Raw genomic sequence first — 21,924 nt, forward strand, 5'->3', positions numbered from 1 at the left:
CTTATGACCTCGCGCGCCCTTTCCAGGAAAACCTGCCCGGCAGGCGTCAACTGAACCTGACGCGTGCTGCGCACGAAAAGTCGCGCCTGCAGATCTTCCTCGAGGGTTCGAATGGAGGTCGACAGCGCCGACTGGACGATGTGGATCCGCTCCGCCGCGCGCGTGAAACTCCGCTCTTCGGCGACGGCGATGAAATGCTGAAGCTGTCGCAACTCCATCCGGCTCCTCCATTTATCTACGCAATAGATCGAGACGATCTGTACTATCTGTTGGACGCATAAACAACTGTAGCCCATGCTTCTTTACAGCTGGAGATAAATCTCTTGCCAGCCGATTTCGCCTGCCGCGAATTCAAATGAAGAAAAGGAGCTGCTGTGCCAGGGAAACTTGCAGGCAAGGTCGCCATCATATCTGGTGCCAGTTCTGGCATCGGGCAGGCAAGCGCGCGTGGCTTGGCACGCGAAGGGGCTCGCCTCGTTCTTTCTGCGCGCCGGCGCGAGCGGCTTGATGCCCTCGTCGAGGAAATCCGTGCGCTCGGCAGTGACGCGATCGCAGTCATCGGCGACGCCCGTGACGAGGCGACGGCACTCAACACGGTGGCGGCGGCCAAGGAGACGTTCGGCCGCATCGATATCCTCATCAACAATGTTGGCGTCGGCAACTACAAGCCGCTGATCGACACCAGTCTCGATGACTACGTCGAGATGATGGACGTCAATGTCCGCTCCACCTTCCTTTTCACTCGCCATGTCGTGCCCGTGATGATCGCGCAAAGCGAAGGTCTCGTTCTGATGATTTCCTCGATGGCGGGCGTCTACGGCTTTCCCGGTGAGGCCATCTATTGCGCAACGAAGTTCGCCCAGGTCGGCCTCGCGCAGGGACTGGACAAGGAGTTGCGCCCCCATGGAATCAAGGTGGGCACGATCTGTCCCGGCGGTGTGAAGACCGAATTCGCGATCGGCAAGGGGCGTACGGACGCAAGCGTCCGAGAATCGCAAATGCTGGAAGCGGACGACGTCGCGGCGGCTGTCCTTTTCGCCTGCACTCAACCCGCGGGCTCGCGCATCATTCAGGTGCAGATGCGGACGATGGCCGAGGCGCTCACTTGACGTGAGCCGCTGACCAACGGGCGCATGTTTCGGACTGATTTGGAGGAAGCGCCGGTACTTACGCCGGTTCTATAAAAGGGGAGAGCATGACATGAAAAATAAGAGTCTCGTCGCTGCAGGCGCAGCGGTTGGCCTATTGTTGTCGAGTGCAGCCTGGGCTGCGGACAAGAAGATGATTGTCTGGGTCCCGAACGGGGCATCGGATTTCTGGAAGCTTGCGGAAGCCGGCATGCGCAAGGCGCAGACAGAGCTGCCTGATTTCGATCTTGAATGGAAATATCCCGAACGCGCGGACGCTGCCATCCAGCAGCGCCTGATCGAAGATCTGGCGGCGGCCGGTGCTGACGCGATTGCCGTGTCGCCACTCAACCCGAAGACACAGACCGATGCGTTCAACAAGATCGGCTCGCAACTGCCGCTGTTCACCTTCGACAGCGATGCAGCAGACTCCAAGCGCGTTTTCTACATCGGTTCGTCCAACACCGATCTCGGCAAGAATGCCGGCGAACTCGCGGTCAAGGCAATGCCCAAAGGCGGCAAGTGCATGGGCTTCGTCGGCAACACGGGCGCCGACAACGCGCGTGAGCGCATCGAGGGTTTCAAAGCCGCCGCCGGTCCGCACAGTATCGAGCTTGTCGACGTTCGAACCGATGACCACGACCAGGCGCGCGCCCGCGCCAATGTGGACGACACCTTGGTCGCGCACGGGGAAATCGACTGCATGGTTGGCTTCTACTCCTACAATCCGCCGAAGATTTACGAGTCGCTGCGGGACAACGGCAAGCTGGGTCAGATCACCGTCATCGCGTTCGACGAAGACCCGATTACGCTCGGCGCCGTCAAGGATGGCTCCTTCGCCGGCACGGTCGTTCAGCAGCCCTTCGAATGGGCGTACCAGGGCAGCAAGTTGTTTGCGGCCTACATCAACGGAGACAAGTCGGTTGTCCCGGCCAACGGTGTGGACATCATCCCTGGAAAGGTCATCACCAAGGACAATGTCGATGAGTTCAAGGCCGATCTCAAGGCGAAGTTGAGTTCCCAGTGACGCTGAAATGCCAGCGACTCTGGGGCCTGCAGTCCAACAACGCTCTGATACGTCTTTGCGCTTCAGCAGTATCAGGACCTCCCAGGACTGCGGGCACTCCATCTTGAACGGTGCGTTCCCGACACCCGTTTCGCCTGAGGCCACGCGATTGAGCGAACCGTTCCTGAGACTCGCCGGGATTGCCAAGTCGTATCCCGGCGTCCTGGCGCTGTCCGACTTTTCGATGGCGGTGCGGCCCGGCGAAGTCATCGGCCTGGTTGGCGAAAACGGCGCTGGCAAATCCACCCTGATGAAGGTTCTGGGCGGCATTGTTGCGCCCGATCGTGGATCCATCGAAATCGACGGGGTGACCCACGAGGCGTTGGCCATTTCGGCGTCGATGGACGCCGGCATTGCCTTCGTCCACCAGGAGCTAAACCTGTTCGACAATCTGGACGTCGCCGCCAATGTCTTTGTCGGTCGGGAACCTCGGCGCCTCGGGTTTCTCAACATCATCGACAGTGCAAAACTCCATGCGATGGTTCAGCCCTACCTTGACCAGCTCGGTGCCAACTTCCCCTCATCCGCCCCGGTTTCAAGCCTTTCGCTCGCCCAGCGACAACTGGTCGAAATCGCCAAGGCGCTGAGCCTGAATTCCAGGCTGGTGATCCTGGACGAGCCGACATCGAGCCTGCCCATCGCCGAGACCGAGAAGCTGCTCAAGGTGATTGCCGGGCTGAAGGCCAATGGCATCGCGGTGATGTTCGTCTCGCACCGGCTCAACGAGGTGGTGCAGGCCAGCGACCGTGTGATCGTGCTGCGCGATGGCCAACGCGTGGGCCACCTCGAAGGCGAGGCCATCACCCATGATGCGATGGTCAAGCTGATGGTGGGCCGCGACCTGAAAGTCGGTTATGACGCGCCGGCGAGGGCGCGCGGCGAGGTGGCACTCTCCGTCCAGAACCTCAGGACCAGCACTTTCCCCTTCTCGCAGGTCAGTGTTGACTTCCACAGCGGCGAAATCCTCGGTCTTGCCGGGTTGGTTGGCGCGGGCAGAACCGAACTTGCTCACGCGCTCTTCGGTATTGACCGCAAAGAAGGTGGCATCGTTCTCCTCAATGGCGTGACTGCACACTTTGCATCTTCCGCCGAAGCGGTGAAGGCCGGCGTCTATCTTGTCCCTGAGGATCGCAAGCGGACGGGCCTGCTGCTCGATCTCGCGATTACCCAGAATATTACGCTACCGAACCTTGGCGCCTATGTTCGAGGTATCACGGTGTCAAACGCTGCAGAGCGAGAACAGGCCGAGAAGAGCCGCAGCGAACTCGACATTCGCGCGCCGAACGTCGGGGTGCTCACTGGCTCCCTGTCTGGGGGCAACCAGCAAAAAGTCGTCCTTGCCAAATGGCTGGGGATGAAGCCACGGGTCATCATGTTCGACGAACCAACCCGTGGCATCGACATCGGTGCCAAATCTGAAATCTATCGGCTGATGCGTTCGCTTGCAGATGCCGGCGTTGCCGTTGTGATGATCTCCTCGGACATGGAGGAAGTGATCGGGGTTTCCGATCGCGTAGCAGTCATGCACCAGGGTGGTATCTCGGGCATTCTTGCTCGGGACCAGTGCAGCGAGGAGAACATCCTCAGGCTCGCGGTTGGCGACTGGCAACGCTGACAGCAAGCCAATTTGGCTTTCGTCGCAGCCTCCAACTGATCTCGCCGACAGCCAGAATCATGACGTTCTTGAAAGCGTATCCGGACAATCCGTGGGGGACGACCAATGCCGAATCTCAAAAAAGACGCAGGGCTTTTTGTCCTGATCCTGGTGGTGGGTACAGTCGTGGCTGTCATAAACCCACGCTTTCTTTCACCAATCAACATCGCCAACACAGCCAATCTCGTCGGCCTCTTTGGCGTGTTTTCGATTGCCGAGGGATTGGTGATCATTACCGGCGGTATCGATTTGTCCGCAGGATCGGTCATTGCGCTGCTCGGCGTCATATTCGTCGACCTCATAGCCAATCGCGGGGTGCCCTGGCCGCTGGCGGTGCTCATCGTGGTGTGCATCGGCCTCCTGTTGGGTCTGATCAACGGATTGCTCATCACCAAGAAGCGCCTGCAGCCCTTCATCGTGACGTTGTGCGGGCTTTTGATCTACCGTGGGATCGCCCGCTTCTACACCCAGGACGCGACGGCAGGTTTTCCCTACGAGACCCGGTTCGAGGATCTGGAATATCTAACCACCGGGCGTACCGATCTGGTCGCAGTTCTGACGAAAAACGCCTACACATCCATTCCCATTCCACATTCCTTTGTCTTCTTGCTCGTGCTGGCGGCGGTGATGTGGGTCGTTCTGCACCGCACCGCCTTCGGACGATATCTCTACGCTGTCGGGAAAAACGAAGAGGCCGCGCGGTTCTCCGGAATCCGTACGGGCAGGGTCATCATCTCCGCTTATGTGATCTGCGCCGGGCTGACGGCGCTCTCTTCCATCTTTCTCGCCATGTACACGCGCTCGATCCTGCCAAGCTCACACGGCAACTTCTACGAACTCTACGCGATAGCTGCTGCGGTTCTTGGAGGGTTCTCTCTGCGCGGCGGCGAAGGCTCAATCGTTGGCGTGGTGCTCGGAACGATCCTGCTGCAGGTGCTGCAGAACCTTGTCAATCTTCTGGGCATTCCCTCATCACTCAACTTTGCGGTGAGTGGATCGGTGATCCTGATCGGGGTACTCGCCGACCAGGAATACACAGAATTTCGAAAGCGCCGCGAAGTGATGCGGAGTAGGCTCGCTGCCGCCGAAGGCAGGGCCGCGATGCCCGAACCGGCGAAATAGATATCTGCGGCAGTTGCGATCGACGACCGATTAGAACAAACGCGTTGTCGATGCGGTGCAAAGCGTTGTCCAACGCGCCAGCGGGATCGTCCGACGGGCATTAACCGGTGAGGATTTGCTGTGGCTCAAGCTCTGGTACGGCGTGAGTGCGACACTCCCCACTGATCGCCGCTGCCTGTTCGAGGAAATCAAAGCTACCCAACTGCCAAGACCGCGAGGGCTGATGACCTTCACGCGATACGATCTGCCTCTGCCTGATAGCGGGGTCGATTGGAGATCAACCTGCGGCTTGCCGGATCAGGCGACGCGGTGGACGTCGGTTCTTTCGCCATCGTTGGATAAGCGCCCCGACGTCGCAGCCAGTGCGCTCCTATCGTGCCAAGCCTCAATCAAAGGGCGAATGCTCGTTTCCTTCGAAGTCTTTTCGGCCAGGATTTGCTTGTCATAAGCGTCCATTATTGCGTCGTGGAGAGCTGTTATCCGCCCGAATCCCGAATAATGAGGGCGAGTTCGAGATGCGCGGGGAGCCACCTACAAAAGCGGAGACTCGCTCCAAGACGATATCGTCCCTCAGAAACTCTCCGTGGTGGCCTAAGGCATCGACGAGGAGCCACTGCGCGCCCGGCCAGATCGAAGCCACAATCCCTGCACCCTTGAAGGGCACAACGGTGTCATCGGATGAATGAACGAACAACGCAGGCTGGGACATTTTCGCCGCCTGTCGTCGCATGTCTATGCGATCAGGATGGAGCCCGATCAAGCTTTCCAGCTGCCGCAGTATTGCGTCTTCGTCTCCTTCAAGCCCGGCCTTACGCGCCATGAATCGAACATAGTGGCCGTAGTGCGTCGGCGTGGCGAGGAGGACGATCCGCTCAGCTGAAAGACCTTGCTCCAGAGCCTGAACTACGCAGGCCCCTCCAATGGAATGCCCCACTGCCAGAGCAAATGGTCCAGCCAGCCGCTCGGCGGCCTGCAGAACGGCGGCTGCCAACGGAATGGATAATCGCTCGCCGGCCGAATCTCCATGGCCGGGAAGGTCGGGAAACCAGACCGTGTAGCCGGCCTCTACGAGCTTGCGCCATATGCCCATGAGATCGGAACGCAGCCCTTGCCATCCATGTACAAGCAGTGCATTAGGCCCGGCCCCCCCCGCGATGCACTCGCACCTCGATCTGGCGGCCATCGGGCCAGTCGCCCGGCGCCTCGACCTGCATTGTTATGGATTCGGCGTTCAACAGTCCGTGAAACTGCTGATCTATAGGCGGTCGCTTGATCCGGAGCAGCTTGTCCGCAAACCCTACAACTCGGTTTGCGGCATCGCTCACTTCTTTCTGTTGCATGGCAAACCTTCCTGCTGTTGATCGATATGTGGGACCGCGTCGCGGTCGTTTTTCGCCTGGTCAAACGAGGTGGAAGAGCGTTCTCGAGAACCTGGGGGTCAAGCCGTTCTCCGCATGCCCAACGCCGTTAACGCGCTGAGAGCCGCACCGAGGGCGATGAGTTGCCAACTAGTTTGAAAAGCATGCAATGCCTGGCTCGGGGCGAGACTGAGAGAGCCCGTAACCGCCACCAGGAGCGCCACGCCCAGAACATAGCCCAACTGGCGGCTTGTATTGACCACCGCGCTACCCGTCGCTGTCATGCTTGCCGGTAGATCGCGGGTTGCGCTTCCAATCATGGTCGGCATGGCAATGCCGATGCCGGTGCCGACCAACATCCATGCCGGCATGATATCTATGCTGTAGCGAGGGGCGATTGACGCCATGAAGGCGAAACCCAACGCTCCAATTGCAAAAATGACATTGCCGACGATCACGACTGCTCGCGGTGACGCGGTGGACGCAAACCTCTGAACCAGGTAAGCGGCGATGGGCACGCAAACAGGGCCAGGGACGATCGCAAATCCGGTCTCGATCAAGGAAAGGCCGGCAACTGTTTGCAACCAGATGGCGACGCTAAGAAAGATAGCGGCAAAGGCCGTACAGAACACTATGATGGTGACATTCGCCCAGGTAAACGTCGAAACCTTGAAGAGAGCCGGGTCTACGATGGGCGCTTGGTGAAACAAGATTCTCCTTACGAGCCAGGCCGCGGCCAGAATGGCGATGGCATAGTTGGCTATGATTTCTGACGTCGTTGATTGTTCATACCCGACGACGGCGAGAGACAGAGATCCCACAGCGACTGCAGCAAGCATGGCGCCGAACAGATCGAGCTTTCTGGTCGAGGCACTGACCGGCTGTATTGTTGGTATCAGCGCTGCAGCAGCGGCGCCGGCAAGAATTCCGATCGGCAGATTTATGACGAATATCCATCGCCATGAGTATTCAGCAAGGATCCCGCCGAGGGCCGGACCAATTGCTGCAGAAATCGCAGATGTCGTCGCCCAGGTCCTTACCGCCCTTGCCCGCTTTTGCGCAGGAAGAACCGTCAGGATGAGGCCGAGGCTGCTTGGAGTGAGCATCGCGGCTCCTGCGGCTTGCAGCACGCGGGCGAGAATTAGTGACCACATCGCGCCCGAAAGCGCACAGCCGACGCTGGCCAGCGTGAAAATCGTCAGGCCCGCAAGGAACGCACGCTTGCGTCCCCACCTGTCGGCGAGACCGCCGAACGGAATCAACAAGGCCGCATAGACAATGGTGTAGCCGTTTAGAATCCAGCTGAGATCACCAAAGCTGGCTTCGGGAAATTCCGCGCCGATCTGGCGGAAAGCGACATTGACGATGAATACGTCAATCATCGCCATGAATGCCGCCCCACAAAGGATAAGAGTTACTACAAGTGACCTCTCACTTGAGACCTCACCGGAGGATTCGATTTGTGACTGCACGTTCATAGCGGTCACCTCGATCCGCAGTTCGATGGGCTGACACTCGAAAAGTCTGCCGACGTAGGTGAAGCTACGCCCACTCTCTTGTGTAAGGTGATGGACCCGAGAACGGCCGCGATCGCGCTTTTCGCCGTCGTGATGGCCTCGTAGGCATGTGCAGGCATGGGACCTCCGATATTGAATTGAATTTAAAAGGAGCATATGCTCTTATTATTGAGAGTATATGCTCTTATCGACGGAGATCAAGAGAATGAAGATCGAAACTTGCACCCTTCGCGAGCGGGGCGACAGGCGCCATAGGACGAACAGCATGATCGAGGGCATTGCAGGACAGCCGCCGACGACGGGACAAAATCTCCTCGGTCAGCACCACATTAAATTTGTATAGTGAGGCAATCTCGTTTGTACGTCTTGAACTGGTGGGTGCCGGATAAAATGAGCGCCCACCTATGATGAATGACCAATCGATGGACTATCGGTGACCCCATGCAAGCTCTCAACCAACCTCTGGCAATCGATGGATGCTATTGCTTCACGGTACGGAAAGCCGCGCGTCGGATTTCGCGCCTCTATGATCGCTTTCTCGAGCCAATCGGCTTGCGTATCACGCAGCATCTAATTCTGGCGGTACTCGACGAGGTACATGAGGCCTCAGTCAACAATCTGGCCGATCGCCTCGACCTCGAACGCACAGCCATGGGAAAGAACCTGACGCTGCTGGAGCGATCTGGCCTGGTTCAAATACAGTCGTCTCTTACGGACAAGCGCAGCCGCCTCGCAACGCTCACGCCAGAAGGCAAACGCGTGTTCAAGCAATCTGTCCCGCTCTGGCGTGAAGCACAGCAACAATTTGGCTTGCTGAACGGAGTTGCGCGAGCTCAAGAGCTGCGTAACGCGCTAAAGGAGGTGAAGCTGAATGGAGGTGAAGCTGAACGATGAATATATCACCGGCGACTAGTGGTAGGCTGGCTCGAAAGCTAAGCCACCAGGACGTCCGGCGTGCCTCCCTAGAATGCACCTAGCGCATTGATGGACAGAAGTTTCATTGCTCTTACGGTGGGAAGCTTTGAACATTCAGGTGCAAGAATCAGCCTCGATGGTCGGGCACAGAGAATTAGAGCGCGGATTTGGCCGCAAGACGAGGCGTGGTACTTCGTGTCAGATCCCACTGACTGAGTCGGCGCCATGGACCAGTCGCCTGGCCAGTTTTCCGGACACAACTAGCAGCAGCGTTCGGCTGCGGAACGATACGGGAAGACTTCTAATTTTGGCCCACGAAAAACTCAACAAAATCAACAATCTTAATACGTCCTCCGGGCCCACCATTATCGTTGTTTTTCAATTGTTTAAGGGGTGGTTCGCCACGAGGTTCGCCAATAGGTTCGCCAAGCATCGGCTTGCGCGTGACCAGCCGCACGACTCGATCCATCCCCTGGACCGCCAGGCGAACCTGCCATGCCTCGCGCGAATAGAGTTCGGCATGTTAGGTGCGGTCGTTGGCGTGACGGGCAATCCGCTCCACCTCGTCAAGCGGCATCATCATGTCGGCCGCCGCACCCGAGGCCTTGAAGATGAACACGTTGCCGGCCACGCCGCGGCGCTTTTGCAGCTGGTCGCGCGGCGCCGACGCGATGTCGTCGGTGGTCAGCACAGTACGCGCCTCGATGCCTCCCATCTCCAGAAGCTCGGCAGCCATGTCGAAGTTCATCACATCGCCAGCATAGTTGCCATACATGAACAGGACGCCGGCGCCACCGCTCGCGGCCATCGCCGCGTCGACCGCCGGCTGCGGTGGGGGCGAGGCGAATACGTTGCCGATCGCGGCGGCATCCGCTAATCCCTTGCCGACATAGCCCAGGAAGGTCGGCTCATGGCCTGAGCCGCCGCCGATTACCGGCGCCACCTTGCCGGTCCGCGGACCGTGTTTGGCGACGACCGCACGCCGCGCGTTGTCCGGACGCCAGAGATGCTCGGGATGCGCGGCCATGATGCCCACCAGCATTTCGTCGACCGCAGCATTGCCGTCATTGATCAGCTTTTGCGTGAGGCTCATTCGCATCTCCCTGCATCGTCTTCGGCCACGAGACTAGAGCGTTTCGCGGCGGCGTGGAAACGGTCTTCTGGCCCAGCCAAGGTCGCGAAGCGGGAAGTATCGAAGGGTCAGCGAGCGTTGTATTTGGCGTCAACTTGATCGATGGCGGCGACAGTGCCGGCCGACCGCCCCTGCGGGTCGAACGTCTCCTTGAGAAAGGCATCGGCGATCGACTTCGCCAGTTCAGGCCCGATCACGCGCGCGCCCATGGTGATGATTTGGGCATTGTTCGACAGCGCTGCGCGCTCGGCGGAGTAAGTATCGTGGGTGAGTGCCGCGCGTATGCCCGGCACCTTGTTGGCCGAGATGCAGACGCCGATGCCGGTGCCGCAGATCAGAATGGCGCGGTCATACTTGCCGGCCAGCACATCGCTCGCGACCCGGTCGGACAAATTGGCGTAGAACGGGTCAGGGCCGGCTTCGGTGCGCGACACTTCCGACACCTCGTGCCTGTCCTTCAAATAATCGGCCAGAACCCTGGCCAGGCCTTCGCCGGCGCTGTCGCCTGCAACCGCGAGCTTCATGATCGTCTCCTTATAGTTTGGCGGCGCATCTGGACAGGATGTCGAGGTAGCCCTCGACCTGCCAGGCGGCGCGTCCAATGAACAACCCGTCGATATGCGGGCATGCGATGAGGTCGGCGCAATTGTCCTGGTTGACCGACCCGCCATAGAGGCAAGGGACGCGCAGGCCGAGCACGTCCTGGGCGGTAGCGATGATCTCCGCCTGGCGGGCATCGGCGTAGTCCGAGGTCGCCGGAATGCCGTTGATGCCGATTGCCCAGACCGGCTCGTAGGCGAGCAGGATCGGCGCACGCTTCTGCGCGGCGCTGAGCTTGGAGAGCGCGCCGCGCACCTGCCTGTCGAGAACGTCGAGCGCGAGGCCGGCCTCGCGCTCGGACAATGTCTCGCCGATGCAGATCAAGGGAGCTAGGCCGTGGCGTATGGCGGCTTCCGTCTTGAGGCCCACGGTTTCGTCGGTTTCGCCGAAATGCTCGCGGCGTTCGGAATGGCCGAGCTCGACGATATCCAAATTACAGTCCTTCAGCATCACCGGCGAAATCTCGCCGGTCCATGCACCTTCGTCGGCCCAATGCATGTTTTGGGCTCCGACCTTGACGGAGGTATCCTTCAGTATCGCCTTGACCTCTCGCCCCGCCGTGAAGGGTGGGATGACGAAGCGCTGGACACGGGGGTCACCTTCCGGGTCGGTAAGCAGCCCGCCGGCGAAGGCGCGCGCTTCCGCGAGCGTCTTGTTCATTTTCCAACTTGTGCCGATCCAGACTTGAGGCATGTCTGTCATTGATCAGTCCCGTGGCGAGCGAATGCGGATGAATGCGGCATGGTGCTGTCAAACGCCGAGGCCATCACGGATCGCGGAGAAGTAGCGGTCGGTGCCGACCTGTCCGCCCTTCAACGCCACCTCCAGCCCCTCGATCGCGTTGATGTGCGAATGGGCAACGCAGAGCGGCGAGCCGGGTGACGCCGGCAGCGGCATCCTGACCGTCAGCGCGTCGACGCCCATCTGTCCGAGCGCATGGCTGGACGTGTCGCCGCCTGCGATGATGACGCGCTTCAGGTCCTGTTCTTCGGTCAGTTGCCGCAGCAGCGTGCCGAGGCCGCGGCCGAGCTTGTGGCGTGCGCCTTGCTCACGATCGATCGCGGCGCCCCGATCGGCCGCGGGTCCGAGCGCCGTGTACAGGATGACGCTGCGCCCGGCTTCCAGACTGGCGCGACCGCTCGCCGCCGCACGCGTGATCGCCTGCTCGGAAGTCTCCGAGACCAGTTCGATGGGATCGACTTCGATGCCGTCGAATCCGTCGGACAGCGCATGGCGGATCTGCCGTTCCGTCGTTGGCGAGCAACTGCCCGACACCACGGCGATCCGATCGGCCGCGCCCGGCGGCGAAAAACGGGACTCGGCACGGACCGCGGCAGACTCCGCCCATTCGGCGAGCAGCGCGTACTCGACGCCGGACGAGCCGACGACGAAGGAGCCGCCGGCCTTGCGGCTACGCCAGATCTCCTTACCGGCAAGCGCCTGGGTCTGCCGACTGTCGACATCGATAAGCACGATCGCGGCGCCATCCTCAGCGAGGCGATCGAAGGCCGTCGACCGGTCGGCCGAACGCAGCGTCGCCAGGTCGAGCAATCCCGAGGATAGCGCGGTCTGCCGCGACAGATGGACCAGGAGGTCAGCCTCGTCCATTGGCGTCGCCGGGTGGCGGCTCATCACCGGGTGACGGTCGATGCGGTAGTATTTATCGCGATAGGCCGCGAACAAGTGGCCGAAGGCGGTGTAGCGCTTGAGCTGCGGCGCGCCGACCACCAGCGGCACACTGTCCTGCGCGAACACCGAGCGACCGATCTCGATCGCCCGGCCGATGCTGCCGATCGCCGGACTGGAATCGAAGGTCGAGCAGACCTTGTAGTGGCAGATTTCGGCATTCAGCGTCTTCAGCCAGGCGAAGGCGTCCTTGAGATGCGTGTCCATCCACTGCGGCGTCTCGCTGCGGCTGGTGCCGGCGAGGCCAACGGCGCGGCAGTGCGAGAATTGCGCCAGCTGCGCTTCGTCCGGCTGGCGCATGAACAGCACGGTCGGCACGCCGCCGAGTTCGAGCGCCTCCATGACGTCGGTCGAGCCGGTGAGGTCGTCGCCATAATAGCTGAGCAGAAGGTCCTGCATGGCTCAGGCCGCCTTGCCGTCGCCGAACTTTTCGATCGAGCGCGCCAATTCGACATGGCTCTTGGCGAAATCCTCTAGCGGAATGCCGTCGACCGCCGCTTGCCAGGCTTGCTGCACGGCGCGCACGCCAGCGCCCAGCCCGTCCGGATGGCTGACGATGCCGCCGCCGCAGAGATAGAGCAGATCGACCGTGCGCCCGGTTCGCTGGTAGGTTTCCGGCGCCTGGCCGCCCCATTGGCCCGAGCCCGCCACCGGCAGGGCGCAATCGTCGGGCGAAAACAGCGGCGTCGTCACCGCCTCGAAGGAACGGATGAAGGAATCGTCCGGCTCCCAATACTTTGACGCGATGCCGTTGATCTGGAACTGGTCGACGCCAAGCAACCGCCAGAACTGCTGCCAGACCTTGAAATCCATGCCAAGGCCGGGATGACGGGTGAGGATGTCCCAGCCATTGCGGTGGGCATGCAGCACCAGGCCGGAGCGTTTCCTGAGGTAAGTCATGCCGCCAAAGCCGATGGAATTGATGTTGATGACAGCGCAATTGCCGCCGGCTTCGACCACAAGATCATGGTTGCGCATCATCTGGTCCGGATCGGCATGCGAGATGCCGAAGGCATACATCACCTTCTTGCCGGTCTTCTGCTCGTGATCGAGGATCAAAGGCATGATCGCCTTCACCCGCTCCGAAAGCGGCGAATAGGCCGGGCTCATCAGCTTCTCGTCGTCCTTGATGAAGTCGACGCCGGCCTCGATCAACTCGCCCACTATCGCGGCCGTCTCGTGCGGCCTCAAGCCCAGCGCCGGCTTGACGATGGTGCCGATGATCGGGCGTCCCTCGACGCCGGTCAGTCTGCGGCTGCCGGCGACGCTGAATTGCGGGCCGGGGTGCGCGCCCCTGAATTCCTCCGGCAGCTTCATGTCGATGATGCGGATGCCGGTGAGGCCCCTGATCGAATAGGTGCCGCCGATGGCAATCGTCATCAGCGCCGCGAGATCGGTGCCGATCGCGTCGAAAGGAAAGGCGATATCAACATCGGCACGCTTGAAGGGGCCGCTGCCGGCTTCGGGCATAGAAGGTAGCGCCGCGTCCGGCAGCTGCCGGATTGCCAGCACACGCGCTGCCACCCGTGCTTTCAGCTCTTCGGTTTCCCCGGGCAACGCGACGAAGGTGCCGGTCGACTGGTCGCTGGCGATCTTGGCCGCCAGCGCCTCGATGCTGCCGGACGTTTCGATGCGATAGGTGAGGGTGATCATGGCCGGCCGTCTCGGGTCGAAAGGGTTCGAAAAGAATTCCCTGCTGTTCGAAATCTGGTATAATGAGTACATAAGTATTGCAAGCGATATCCTGCCTCGGGGATTTGTGCCGGTTTAGCGCACGACATTCCGGGAATCGCGGCGGCAGTGCTAGATAGGGACTGGTCAAGGGAGTGATTCGCGACGATGAACCGTTCGGAGCCGATCGTCCGGCGCAAACTTTCCGATGAAGTCTTTGCAAGGCTGAAACGGCTGATCACCAGCGGCGAACTGCAGCCGGGCGACGATATGCCGTCCGAACGCGAATTGATGGAACGTTTCGAGGTTGGCCGGCCGGCGATCCGCGAGGCGATGCAGGCGCTGAGCAACATGGGGCTGGTGGCGATCTCGCATGGCGAGCGGGCCAAGGTGCTACAACTCACCGCCAAGTCGATCATCAAGCAGGTCGACGGTGCAGCGAAGATCATCCTTTCCTCGTCGAAAGACACGCTGGAGCATCTGAAGAGCGCCCGGATATTCTTCGAGCGCGGCATGGTCAGGGAAGCTGCCGAGAAGGCGACCCCCGAGGATGTGCAAAGGCTCAAGGCAACAGTCGCCGAGCAGCGGGCCGCGCGCGGCGATGCCGAAGCCTTCATCTCCGCCGATATGCGGTTTCACACCCAGATCGCGGCGATCTCCGGCAATCCGATCTATGTCGCTGTCAGCGAGGCCATGCTCGGCTGGCTGAAGGAATATCACACCGAGATGCTGATCTGGACCGGCAAGGAAAAGTTCACGCTGACAGAGCACGCGGAGATTATCGGCCGCATCGAGAAGAAAGATGTGGAAGGCGCCGAAAAGGCAATGATCAAACATCTCGAGCGCTCGCGTGCGCTCTATGTGATGAACTCCGAAAAGTGAATCCGCAGGTTCAGCCGAACCGGGTGATCGCGTAGGGCGTCATGACCTGGCGGCCTCTGCCAAGCGCCGAGATGTCGACCGGCACGTCCTCCGCTGTCAGGTTCGCCAGCCACACGATGGTCTGGCCGGAGGCGGATCGCCCAGCCAGCGCCAGCACCTTGGTCTCATCGCTCGTCGTTGCCCCAACATGTGCCAGGCCGGCCAGTTCGCAAAGCCCCTTGATAGCCCTGTAGATCGGCCGGGGTGATCCTTCCGCGACTGGTTCGCCCGGTCCCGCCAGCACGCCGAACGGCCCTGTGAAGCTGGAGAGCGTCAGCATCTCCAGCCCCGCTGGTGCGACCTGTGCCGCATAGCCGATCGTCCATGCGGCTCCGAACAGGCCGGCATGGCGCGGGTCGCGATTGGCCATGGCGATGCGCTGTCCCTGCGGATTGTCCTTGGTCGCGTCGCCATAGGGGTTCTGCCGCATCGCGATGGTCGACGGCCCGATCCGGTAAGGTTTGCCGCCGAAGATGGCCCGCGCCGATTGGGTGATGAAGGGCAGCGCCTCCAGCGACTGCATGATGCTGAGGTCATCGGCCGCATGCACGATCGGGCAGGTGCAGTGGGTGATGAAGTCGAGCAGGCCGGCGGGAACGCGCTTGCGGTTGAGTTCGGTGAAATAGCTGAACATGCCGCCGCCGAGGCGGATGTCCGGGAAGGCGCAGCGCGCCGCGGCATAGACATCCTCGAGCGGCGGGCAGGGCGGCCAGGCGCTGCCCGGCGGCGTCGACTGCCGGTCGACCGAAGGCGAGACGGCGATGGCATCGAGCCGCAAGCCGGCCCGGCGCACCATGCCGGCGACGCCGGAAAGCTCGGCGTCGAGATTGCCCTCGCAGGCGACCACGCATTCGAGCGTCGTGCCCGACTTGTACGCCTCGGCGAGCCGGGCGAAGGCCCGCAGCGCGTCGAAGTCGTGGCCGCGCGTCGGATCGTAGTGGAGCAGCAATTGCCGTGGCCCCAACTCCATCAGCACGGAAAGCTTCGCCAGGGTCGCCTCGACGTCTTCAGGATAGATGACCACGCCGATGTCGGGCAGCGCCGGACCGGGCTCGCCGAGCGTCACGCGGACCGGCTCGGAGGCTGCGGCAACTGCCGGCGCCTTGCCGTCGCCGGCAATAAGCAGGCTGATCGTCTGGCGATTGGCCTGGCCGGCCGGCAGCATGTAAGGCCATGGCAATGCCAGCGGTCGGACATAGGTCTTGTACGAGGCATCCGACCAGTTGCGTTGGTCCTCCATCTCGAAAATGTCGCCTTCCATCCGGCATTCGGCGGCCACACCCGGCCGGACCTCATGCGTGATGGCGCGAATATCCTTGAAGGGCTGCCAGGGATCGATCAGCAGCGGCAGCTTGGTATCCTCCACGCTGCCGTCGGTGTGCTCGACCTTCACCGGGCTGCCGGCGAGACCGGCGATCGGATGCAGGATGCAGAAGCCGCAGCGGTTGGTCTCGAAATCGCTTTGGGGGAACGCGCTGACGTCGAACACCAACTCGCCGTCGGCAGAGCCTTTGATGGTGGCGCGGAAGTCGAGCTTGCTCCCGTCCGGCCCCGTGCAGCGTGCCGCATAGCTGACGGAGAAGGCATCGGCGCGCTGGTCGATGACAAGGTCGGCAAGGTCGGGCTGGTACGTGCCCCAGTCGCGGTCGCGCACGATATAGGCGATGGCGCGCAGCACTTCGGTGCCGCCGTGACGAATGGTGCGCAGATTGCCGTTGACGAAGTCGGCGCTGAGCGCGCCCGCACGCAGCCTGACCGGCTCGGCCTCGACCGCATGCGTGCCGTAGAGGAGGAATGCGTCGGCGGTCATTTCAGCAAGGCATCGAGGTGGACAGGCTCGCGGCTGGCCGCACCGGCATAGGCGGCCTCGACCAGCGCGAAGGTCTTGAGATTGTCGGCGCCCGAGGTGGCTGGGTCTGTTCCTTTCGCCAGGCAGTCGACCCAGTGCTTCTGGATGGCGATGACGCTTTCCTGGATGTTGTGCCAGGGCCGCGACGCCCAGGGCAGCAGCGGCGGCGACACATCGCTCACCACCGTTCCGCCCTTGCCGCTGACGGTGAGCTTGTAGCCCTGCGTCAGCCGGATCGTGCCGTCGCTGCCGTCGATCTCGATCAGCGTCTCCGGAAACGGCTCGACGGCAAGCCTGCTCGCATAGCTGCAGTCGACCACCGACGTGGCGCCGCTTTCATGATCCATCAGCATGGTCGCGACATCCTCGCCGGCAATGGCGGGATTGATGCGCTGGGTCCGCGTCGTGATCGTCGAGACGTCGCCGAGCAGGAAGCGGGCGATGTCGATGATATGGATGCCGAGATCCTCGATGATGAAGCGCTTGCCGGTCGCCAGATAGGGTTGGCCGGAAAACACGTCATAGGCAGAGCGGAAGGAGATGCGGCCGAAGAAGGGCGTGCCGATCTCGCCGCTGTCGAGCGTGGCGTGCACCGCCTGGATCGGCGACTGCCAGCGGAAATTCTCGTGCACCATCAGCGGCACGCCGGCCTCGGCACAGGCTTTGACCATCGCCTTGGCGTCGGCAAGCGTCGGCGCGAACGGTTTCTGGCAGATCGCCGGCACGCGATGGGCGGCGGCCAGTTCGACCAGCGCCCGGTGGCTGGGCGCGGTGGTGGCGATGTCGACGAAGTCCAGCACCTCGCCTTCGAACATCGCCGCCGCGTCGGTGTAGCGCTTCGCAATGCCGAACTGGTCGCCGACGATCTGCAGCCGTTCCGGATCGCGGTCGCAGATGGCGACGATCGAGGCGCCTTCGATGTCGCGCCAGCCATGCATCTGGTTGACGGCAAAGAAGCCGCAGCCGATCAGCGCTCCGCGCAATGCCACCATGCTCAGCCCACCTTCGCCATCTGCATCAGTGTAACGCGGCTTTGCAGCCGGCGCTGCGCCTGGTCGACGACCACGGCGACGATGATGACGAGGCCTTTGATCACCATCTGCCAGAACGAGCTGACCCCCATCATCACCAAACCGTCGGACAGTATGCCGATGACGAAGGCGCCGACGATGGTGCCGCCGATCGTGCCACGTCCGCCCGACATCGAGGTGCCGCCGAGCACCGCCGCCGCGATCGCGTTGAGCTCGAAGCTCTCGCCCGTTGCCGGATGCGAGGCCATCAGTTCGGACGATATGATCAGGCCGACGATCGCCGCGCAGAAGCCGGAGAACATGTAGACGAACATCTTCACCATGTTGACGCGCACACCCGAAATCCGCGCCGCCCGCTCATTGCCGCCAACGGCGAAGATGTGGCGGCCAAGCGGCGTGTATTTGGCGAGATAGGCGGCTCCCAGCGCCACCACGATCAGGATCCAGATCGAGACCGGCAGGCCGAGCAGCTTGCCGGCGCCGAGATAGCCGAAGCCGGTGGTGCCGAGTTCCGGCTTGCCGACGAGGTTGGGGAAGGTACGGCCATCCGATGACAGCAGCGCTAGGCCGCGCGAAACATAGAGCACGCCGAGCGTGGCGATGAACGGCGCGACATTGAGCCGGGTGATCAGCAGCCCGTTGACGGCGCCGATCGCTATGCCGACGGCCAGCGTGATAAGGGCAATCTCGACGACGTTGAAATAGATGGTGTAGCCGATTTGCAGGTCGATGCCGTTGAGCACTAGATAGCCGGCGACCATGCCGCACAGGCCGACGATCGAGCCCACCGAAAGGTCGATGCCGCCGGTGATGATGACGAAGGTCATGCCCATGGCCAGGAAGGCGTTCAGCGCCACGTGCTTGGCCATCAGGATCAGGTTGGCGGCTGACAGGAAGTTGGGCGCGGCGATCGAGAAGAACACCAGCACCGCGATCAGCGCGATGAAGGTCCTGAGCTTCATCAGCGTCAGAAGTAGGGAGCCGCTCGATGCGGAAGGGGCAGCCGCCTTGGCCGGGATGTCAGTCATGGGTGGTGGTCTCCCTACGCCCCGCCGGTCCGTGGCCAAGCGCCGATGCGGCGACGATCGCCGCCTCCGTCGCTTCGGCGCGATCGAACATGCCGGTCAGTTTTCCATTGCTCATCACCGCGATGCGGTCGGACAGCGCCATCACCTCGTCGAGGTCCGAAGTGGCGAACAGGATGCCGAGCCCATCGCGCGACAGCTTGCGCATGGTGCGGAACACGTCCGCCTTGGCGCCGACATCGATGCCGCGGCTGGGCTCGTCCATCAAAAGCACTTTTGGTCCGGTGAGCAGCGCCTTGCCGATCACCACCTTCTGCTGGTTGCCGCCGGACAGTGAGGAGACCTCCTGCGCCGGGTCGGCGACCTTGATCGCCAGCTCCCGCACCATGCCGGTCACCGCCTGCCGCTCCTCGGCGCCACGGATGTGGAACAGGCGGGCAAGGCGCGACAGGCTGGCCAGCGTCAAATTGCTGGCGACGGAGAGGATCGACACCAGCCCTTCGCGCTGGCGGTCTTCGGGGATCAGCGCCAGGCCGCGCCGGATGCGCCGCGTCGTGTCGCGCTCCCTTACCTTTTTGCCGCCGATGAAGATCGAACCAGTGGCATCGCCGTGGCGGCCCATGATGCAGTCGAACAATTCGCTGCGCCCGGCGCCCATCAAGCCGTAGATGCCCAAGATCTCGCCGGCGCGCAGCGACAGCGAGACATGGTCGACGGCGAGCCCGCCGGTCGCGCGCGGCAGGCAGATTTCCTCGGCGCGGAAGATCTCCTCGCCGGGAGCGTGGCCGTCCGCCTTGGCGAAGTCCTTGGCGTCGGAGCCGATCATCTGCCGCACGATCCACTGCGTGTCGACGTTCTTCATCTGCTCCTGGCCGGTGATGCGGCCGTCTCGCAGCACGGTGATGTAGTCGCCGATGCGGATCAGTTCCTCGAGCCGGTGCGAGATGTAGACGATGGCTACGCCGCGCGCCTTGAGGTCGGCGATCACCTTAAACAGGATCTCGACTTCCGAAGCACTCAGCGCTGAGGTCGGCTCGTCCATGATCAGGATGCGCGCGTCGAGCGAAACCGCCTTGGCGATCTCGACCAGCTGCTGCTGGCCGATGCGCAAATCCTCGACCAGCATGTCCGGCCGGATGCCAGCCTGCAGCCTCTCGAGGAATTCCGCCGCGCGGCGCTCCTGTTCCCTACGGTCGATCTTGCGGAAGCGGTTGGTGATTTCGCGGGTGGCGAAGATGTTTTCGGCGACCGTCAGATTTCCGAACAGGTTGAGTTCCTGGAACACCATGCCGATGCCGCGGTTCACTGCATCGCCGGACGACGAGAACGAAACCTCTTCGCCCTCCAGCAGGATGCGCCCGGCGGTCGGCTGCTCGACGCCGGCGATGATTTTCATCAGCGTCGACTTTCCAGCGCCGTTCTCGCCGACCAGCACGTTGACGGCGCCCCTGCGCACCTCGAAATTCGCGCGCTTGACCGCGACGGTGCCGGAATAGACCTTGGAGACATCCTCCAGCTTCAGGATGACATCGCACTCGGTTTCCGCGCTCATGGCTTTGGCCCGATCTCGGCCTCCGCCGGCGTCACCAGCGGCAGGTCCTGGCCGCTGCCCAGCGTATAGGCGCCGAGCACCTTGGTGCTGCGGCCTTCGAGCGCCTCGCGCGGCAGCTTGGACAGCACCGTCTTATCGGCATAAGTGTTGAACGCCTTGCCGAACTGGGCGAAGTCGATCTGGTTGGTGAAGTCGTTGAACTGGATGAAATCCAGGCTGTCGCGCAGCGCGGTGCCACGCACCGCCGGTCCGATCTGCACCCGCGCATCGGCCTTGCCGTCGCCGTCGACATCGACGTCGATGGTCGCCGCGCGCGACTGGGTGTTGGCGGCGACGATCTTGCCCTCCAGCCGCACCGCGAAGGTCCAGGGCGAATTCGCCTGCTTCTTCGGATTGCCGTATTTGGCGCCAGCGGCCGCCTGATCGGTGGTGGCTAAGGCGTGCACTTCGGGGAACGGTCCGCCCTTGTGCTGCAGATAGGGGATCACTTTCGGCGTCCAGATGTCCTCGACCATCTTGTCTGGATTGAAGGCCGGCGCGTTGCCGCCGCCCTGCGCCGACGGCGTCGGCAGGATCTTGCAAGCGGTGAGCCCGAGGCCGGCCATTCCGGCAAGAATTGGCACGGCGAAGCTCAACCAGGTCAGCTTGTTCGGCATGGCGGTCAGGAAGCACCCACGGAAATTGGGCAAGGGACGGACCTCAGGTCCGTCCCTTGCGATTGATGTGATGCCGGCTCAGTTGGTGAGCGCGAAAGTCTCCAGCTTCTTGGCATTGTCGCCATTGACCAGCACGCAATCCATCAGCTGCTTTTCCTGGGCGGGAGATTTCTTGTTCTTGATGTAGTCGTCGGCCTGCACGACAGCCATCTGCGCCTGCGCGAAGGCCGGCTGCAGCACGGTCGCCTTGATGCCGCCGGAGGTGATGGAGTCGCGCACGTCGTTCGATCCGTCAAAGCCGACGACGATGACGTCCTTGCGGCCGGCGGTGGCAAGTGCTGCATAGGCGCCCATCGCCATCGTGTCGTTGCCGGAGATCACGCCCTTGATGTCGGGGTTGGCCTGCAGGATCGATTCCATCTTGGAATAGGCTTCCGTCTGGCTCCAGTTGGCCGACTGCTGGGCAACCATCTTCAGGTCCGGATAGTCGCCGATGACGTCGTGATAGCCCTTCGAGCGGATGCCGGCATTGGTGTCGGATTCCTTGCCGACGAGTTCGACGAAATTGCCCTTCTCGCCCATCAGCTTGACGAATTCCTGCGCGCCGAGCTGGGCGCCCTGGTAATTGTTGGAGACGATCTGCGCCACGGCGACGCCGGTGGCGTTGATCTCGCGGTCGATCAGGAAGGCAGGAACGCCGGCGTCCTTGGCCTTCTGCACGGCGGCGACGGTGGCGTCGGCGCCGGCATTGTCGAGGATGATCGCCTTGGCGCCGCGGCCGATCGCCGTGTCGATAAGCTCGGACTGCTTGTTGGCGTCGTCGTCATGGACCAGCACCAGCGCCTCGTAGCCGAGTTCCTTGGCCTTGGCTTCGGCGCCGACGGCCTCCGCCTTGAAGAACGGATTGTCGTGCGACGGCGTGATGATGGCGATCAGGTCCGCCGCATTGGCAGGCATCGCGGTGGCGAGCGCCAGCATGCCGGCAAAGGCCGCAAAGGTCATTCTGCGAGTGAGTTTCATAAGTTCCTCCCGTTGAAAAAAA

General features: G+C 62.0%; 20 protein-coding genes and 2 pseudogenes. 6 read left to right on the forward strand and 16 right to left on the reverse strand.

What is annotated here, in order from left to right; all coding sequences use genetic code 11:
- Positions 1 to 44: 44 nt before the first annotated feature.
- Positions 45 to 296 (reverse strand): annotated as a pseudogene (locus ACFSQT_RS29440) (LysR family transcriptional regulator); the annotation flags it as partial.
- Positions 297 to 374: 78 nt separating this feature from the next.
- On the opposite strand from ACFSQT_RS29440, the gene ACFSQT_RS29445 reads away from it, so the two are divergent.
- The 4 genes from ACFSQT_RS29445 to ACFSQT_RS29460 all read left to right on the forward strand — a co-directional run bounded on the left by ACFSQT_RS29445 (position 375) and on the right by ACFSQT_RS29460 (position 4,969).
- Complete coding sequence (locus ACFSQT_RS29445; RefSeq protein ID WP_379024737.1) at positions 375 to 1,109, forward strand: SDR family oxidoreductase; 735 nt, start codon at positions 375 to 377, stop codon at positions 1,107 to 1,109.
- 91 nt (positions 1,110 to 1,200) lie between these two features.
- Complete coding sequence (locus tag ACFSQT_RS29450) at positions 1,201 to 2,154, forward strand: sugar-binding protein (RefSeq protein WP_379024739.1); 954 nt, start codon at positions 1,201 to 1,203, stop codon at positions 2,152 to 2,154.
- Positions 2,155 to 2,302: 148 nt separating this feature from the next.
- Positions 2,303 to 3,808 (forward strand): sugar ABC transporter ATP-binding protein, encoded by a 1,506-nt coding sequence (locus ACFSQT_RS29455; protein ID WP_379024741.1) that lies wholly within the window; start codon positions 2,303 to 2,305, stop codon positions 3,806 to 3,808.
- Positions 3,809 to 3,913: 105 nt separating this feature from the next.
- Positions 3,914 to 4,969 carry an ABC transporter permease gene (locus tag ACFSQT_RS29460; protein ID WP_379024743.1) on the forward strand — a complete coding sequence of 352 codons (1,056 nt, stop codon included), beginning with the start codon at positions 3,914 to 3,916 and terminating at the stop codon, positions 4,967 to 4,969.
- A 442-nt stretch (positions 4,970 to 5,411) separates the two neighbouring features.
- Here ACFSQT_RS29460 and ACFSQT_RS29465 read toward each other — a convergent pair whose 3' ends face one another.
- The 3 genes from ACFSQT_RS29465 to ACFSQT_RS29475 all read right to left on the reverse strand — a co-directional run bounded on the left by ACFSQT_RS29465 (position 5,412) and on the right by ACFSQT_RS29475 (position 8,000).
- Positions 5,412 to 6,152 (reverse strand): alpha/beta fold hydrolase, encoded by a 741-nt coding sequence (locus tag ACFSQT_RS29465; protein ID WP_379024745.1) that lies wholly within the window; start codon positions 6,150 to 6,152, stop codon positions 5,412 to 5,414.
- Positions 6,103 to 6,309, reverse strand: a complete 207-nt coding sequence (locus ACFSQT_RS29470; RefSeq protein ID WP_379024827.1) for a hypothetical protein — start codon at positions 6,307 to 6,309, stop codon at positions 6,103 to 6,105. The genes ACFSQT_RS29465 and ACFSQT_RS29470 overlap by 50 nt, the downstream gene beginning before the upstream one ends.
- Positions 6,310 to 6,407: 98 nt before the next feature.
- Positions 6,408 to 8,000: an MFS transporter gene (locus tag ACFSQT_RS29475; RefSeq protein ID WP_379024747.1), complete on the reverse strand. Its 1,593-nt coding sequence runs from the start codon at positions 7,998 to 8,000 to the stop codon at positions 6,408 to 6,410.
- Positions 8,001 to 8,285: 285 nt separating this feature from the next.
- Between ACFSQT_RS29475 and ACFSQT_RS29480 the strand changes: the two genes are divergently transcribed.
- Entirely contained in the window at positions 8,286 to 8,738 is a 453-nt protein-coding gene (locus ACFSQT_RS29480; protein ID WP_379024749.1) for a MarR family winged helix-turn-helix transcriptional regulator, read from the forward strand.
- A 322-nt stretch (positions 8,739 to 9,060) separates the two neighbouring features.
- Here ACFSQT_RS29480 and ACFSQT_RS29485 read toward each other — a convergent pair whose 3' ends face one another.
- The 6 genes and pseudogenes from ACFSQT_RS29485 to oiaX all read right to left on the reverse strand — a co-directional run bounded on the left by ACFSQT_RS29485 (position 9,061) and on the right by oiaX (position 13,830).
- Positions 9,061 to 9,216, reverse strand: coding sequence for a hypothetical protein (locus tag ACFSQT_RS29485; protein WP_379024751.1), 156 nt, complete (start codon positions 9,214 to 9,216; stop codon positions 9,061 to 9,063).
- 69 nt (positions 9,217 to 9,285) lie between these two features.
- Positions 9,286 to 9,852 (reverse strand): annotated as a pseudogene (locus ACFSQT_RS29490) (dihydroxyacetone kinase subunit DhaK); the annotation flags it as partial.
- 107 nt (positions 9,853 to 9,959) lie between these two features.
- Positions 9,960 to 10,415, reverse strand: coding sequence for a D-erythrulose-4-phosphate isomerase (gene derI / locus ACFSQT_RS29495; protein WP_379024753.1), 456 nt, complete (start codon positions 10,413 to 10,415; stop codon positions 9,960 to 9,962).
- Positions 10,416 to 10,425: 10 nt separating this feature from the next.
- Positions 10,426 to 11,184: a triose-phosphate isomerase gene (locus tag ACFSQT_RS29500; protein WP_379024823.1), complete on the reverse strand. Its 759-nt coding sequence runs from the start codon at positions 11,182 to 11,184 to the stop codon at positions 10,426 to 10,428.
- A 57-nt stretch (positions 11,185 to 11,241) separates the two neighbouring features.
- The gene (locus ACFSQT_RS29505; RefSeq protein WP_379024755.1) at positions 11,242 to 12,576 is read right to left on the reverse strand and encodes a four-carbon acid sugar kinase family protein; all 1,335 of its coding nucleotides are present in this window, start codon (positions 12,574 to 12,576) and stop codon (positions 11,242 to 11,244) included.
- A 3-nt stretch (positions 12,577 to 12,579) separates the two neighbouring features.
- Positions 12,580 to 13,830, reverse strand: coding sequence for a 3-oxo-isoapionate-4-phosphate decarboxylase OiaX (gene oiaX, locus ACFSQT_RS29510; protein WP_379024757.1), 1,251 nt, complete (start codon positions 13,828 to 13,830; stop codon positions 12,580 to 12,582).
- Between the two features lie 186 nt (positions 13,831 to 14,016).
- On the opposite strand from oiaX, the gene ACFSQT_RS29515 reads away from it, so the two are divergent.
- Positions 14,017 to 14,730 carry a transcriptional regulator NanR gene (locus ACFSQT_RS29515; protein WP_379024759.1) on the forward strand — a complete coding sequence of 238 codons (714 nt, stop codon included), beginning with the start codon at positions 14,017 to 14,019 and terminating at the stop codon, positions 14,728 to 14,730.
- Positions 14,731 to 14,740: 10 nt separating this feature from the next.
- Here the strand turns inward: ACFSQT_RS29515 and apnL are convergent, their stop codons facing one another.
- The 6 genes from apnL to ACFSQT_RS29545 all read right to left on the reverse strand — a co-directional run bounded on the left by apnL (position 14,741) and on the right by ACFSQT_RS29545 (position 21,902).
- On the reverse strand, positions 14,741 to 16,579 hold the full coding sequence (apnL, locus tag ACFSQT_RS29520; RefSeq protein ID WP_379024761.1) for a D-apionate lactonase: 1,839 nt from the start codon (positions 16,577 to 16,579) through the stop codon (positions 14,741 to 14,743).
- On the reverse strand, positions 16,576 to 17,610 hold the full coding sequence (locus tag ACFSQT_RS29525; RefSeq protein WP_379024763.1) for a Gfo/Idh/MocA family protein: 1,035 nt from the start codon (positions 17,608 to 17,610) through the stop codon (positions 16,576 to 16,578). The genes apnL and ACFSQT_RS29525 overlap by 4 nt, the downstream gene beginning before the upstream one ends.
- 2 nt (positions 17,611 to 17,612) lie before the next feature.
- A complete protein-coding gene (locus ACFSQT_RS29530) occupies positions 17,613 to 18,677 on the reverse strand; it encodes an ABC transporter permease (RefSeq protein ID WP_379024765.1) in 1,065 nt (354 codons plus the stop codon).
- Positions 18,670 to 20,226 carry a sugar ABC transporter ATP-binding protein gene (locus ACFSQT_RS29535; protein WP_379024767.1) on the reverse strand — a complete coding sequence of 519 codons (1,557 nt, stop codon included), beginning with the start codon at positions 20,224 to 20,226 and terminating at the stop codon, positions 18,670 to 18,672. The genes ACFSQT_RS29530 and ACFSQT_RS29535 overlap by 8 nt, the downstream gene beginning before the upstream one ends.
- Positions 20,223 to 20,882 carry a DUF2291 family protein gene (locus ACFSQT_RS29540; protein WP_379024825.1) on the reverse strand — a complete coding sequence of 220 codons (660 nt, stop codon included), beginning with the start codon at positions 20,880 to 20,882 and terminating at the stop codon, positions 20,223 to 20,225. Before ACFSQT_RS29540 ends, ACFSQT_RS29535 begins: the two co-directional genes overlap by 4 nt.
- A 78-nt stretch (positions 20,883 to 20,960) precedes the next feature.
- On the reverse strand, positions 20,961 to 21,902 hold the full coding sequence (locus ACFSQT_RS29545; protein ID WP_379024769.1) for a D-ribose ABC transporter substrate-binding protein: 942 nt from the start codon (positions 21,900 to 21,902) through the stop codon (positions 20,961 to 20,963).
- Between the last annotated feature and the right edge of the window lie 22 nt (positions 21,903 to 21,924).

The organism is Mesorhizobium calcicola, from assembly GCF_042682105.1.
Classification (GTDB): Bacteria; Pseudomonadota; Alphaproteobacteria; order Rhizobiales; family Rhizobiaceae; genus Mesorhizobium; species Mesorhizobium calcicola.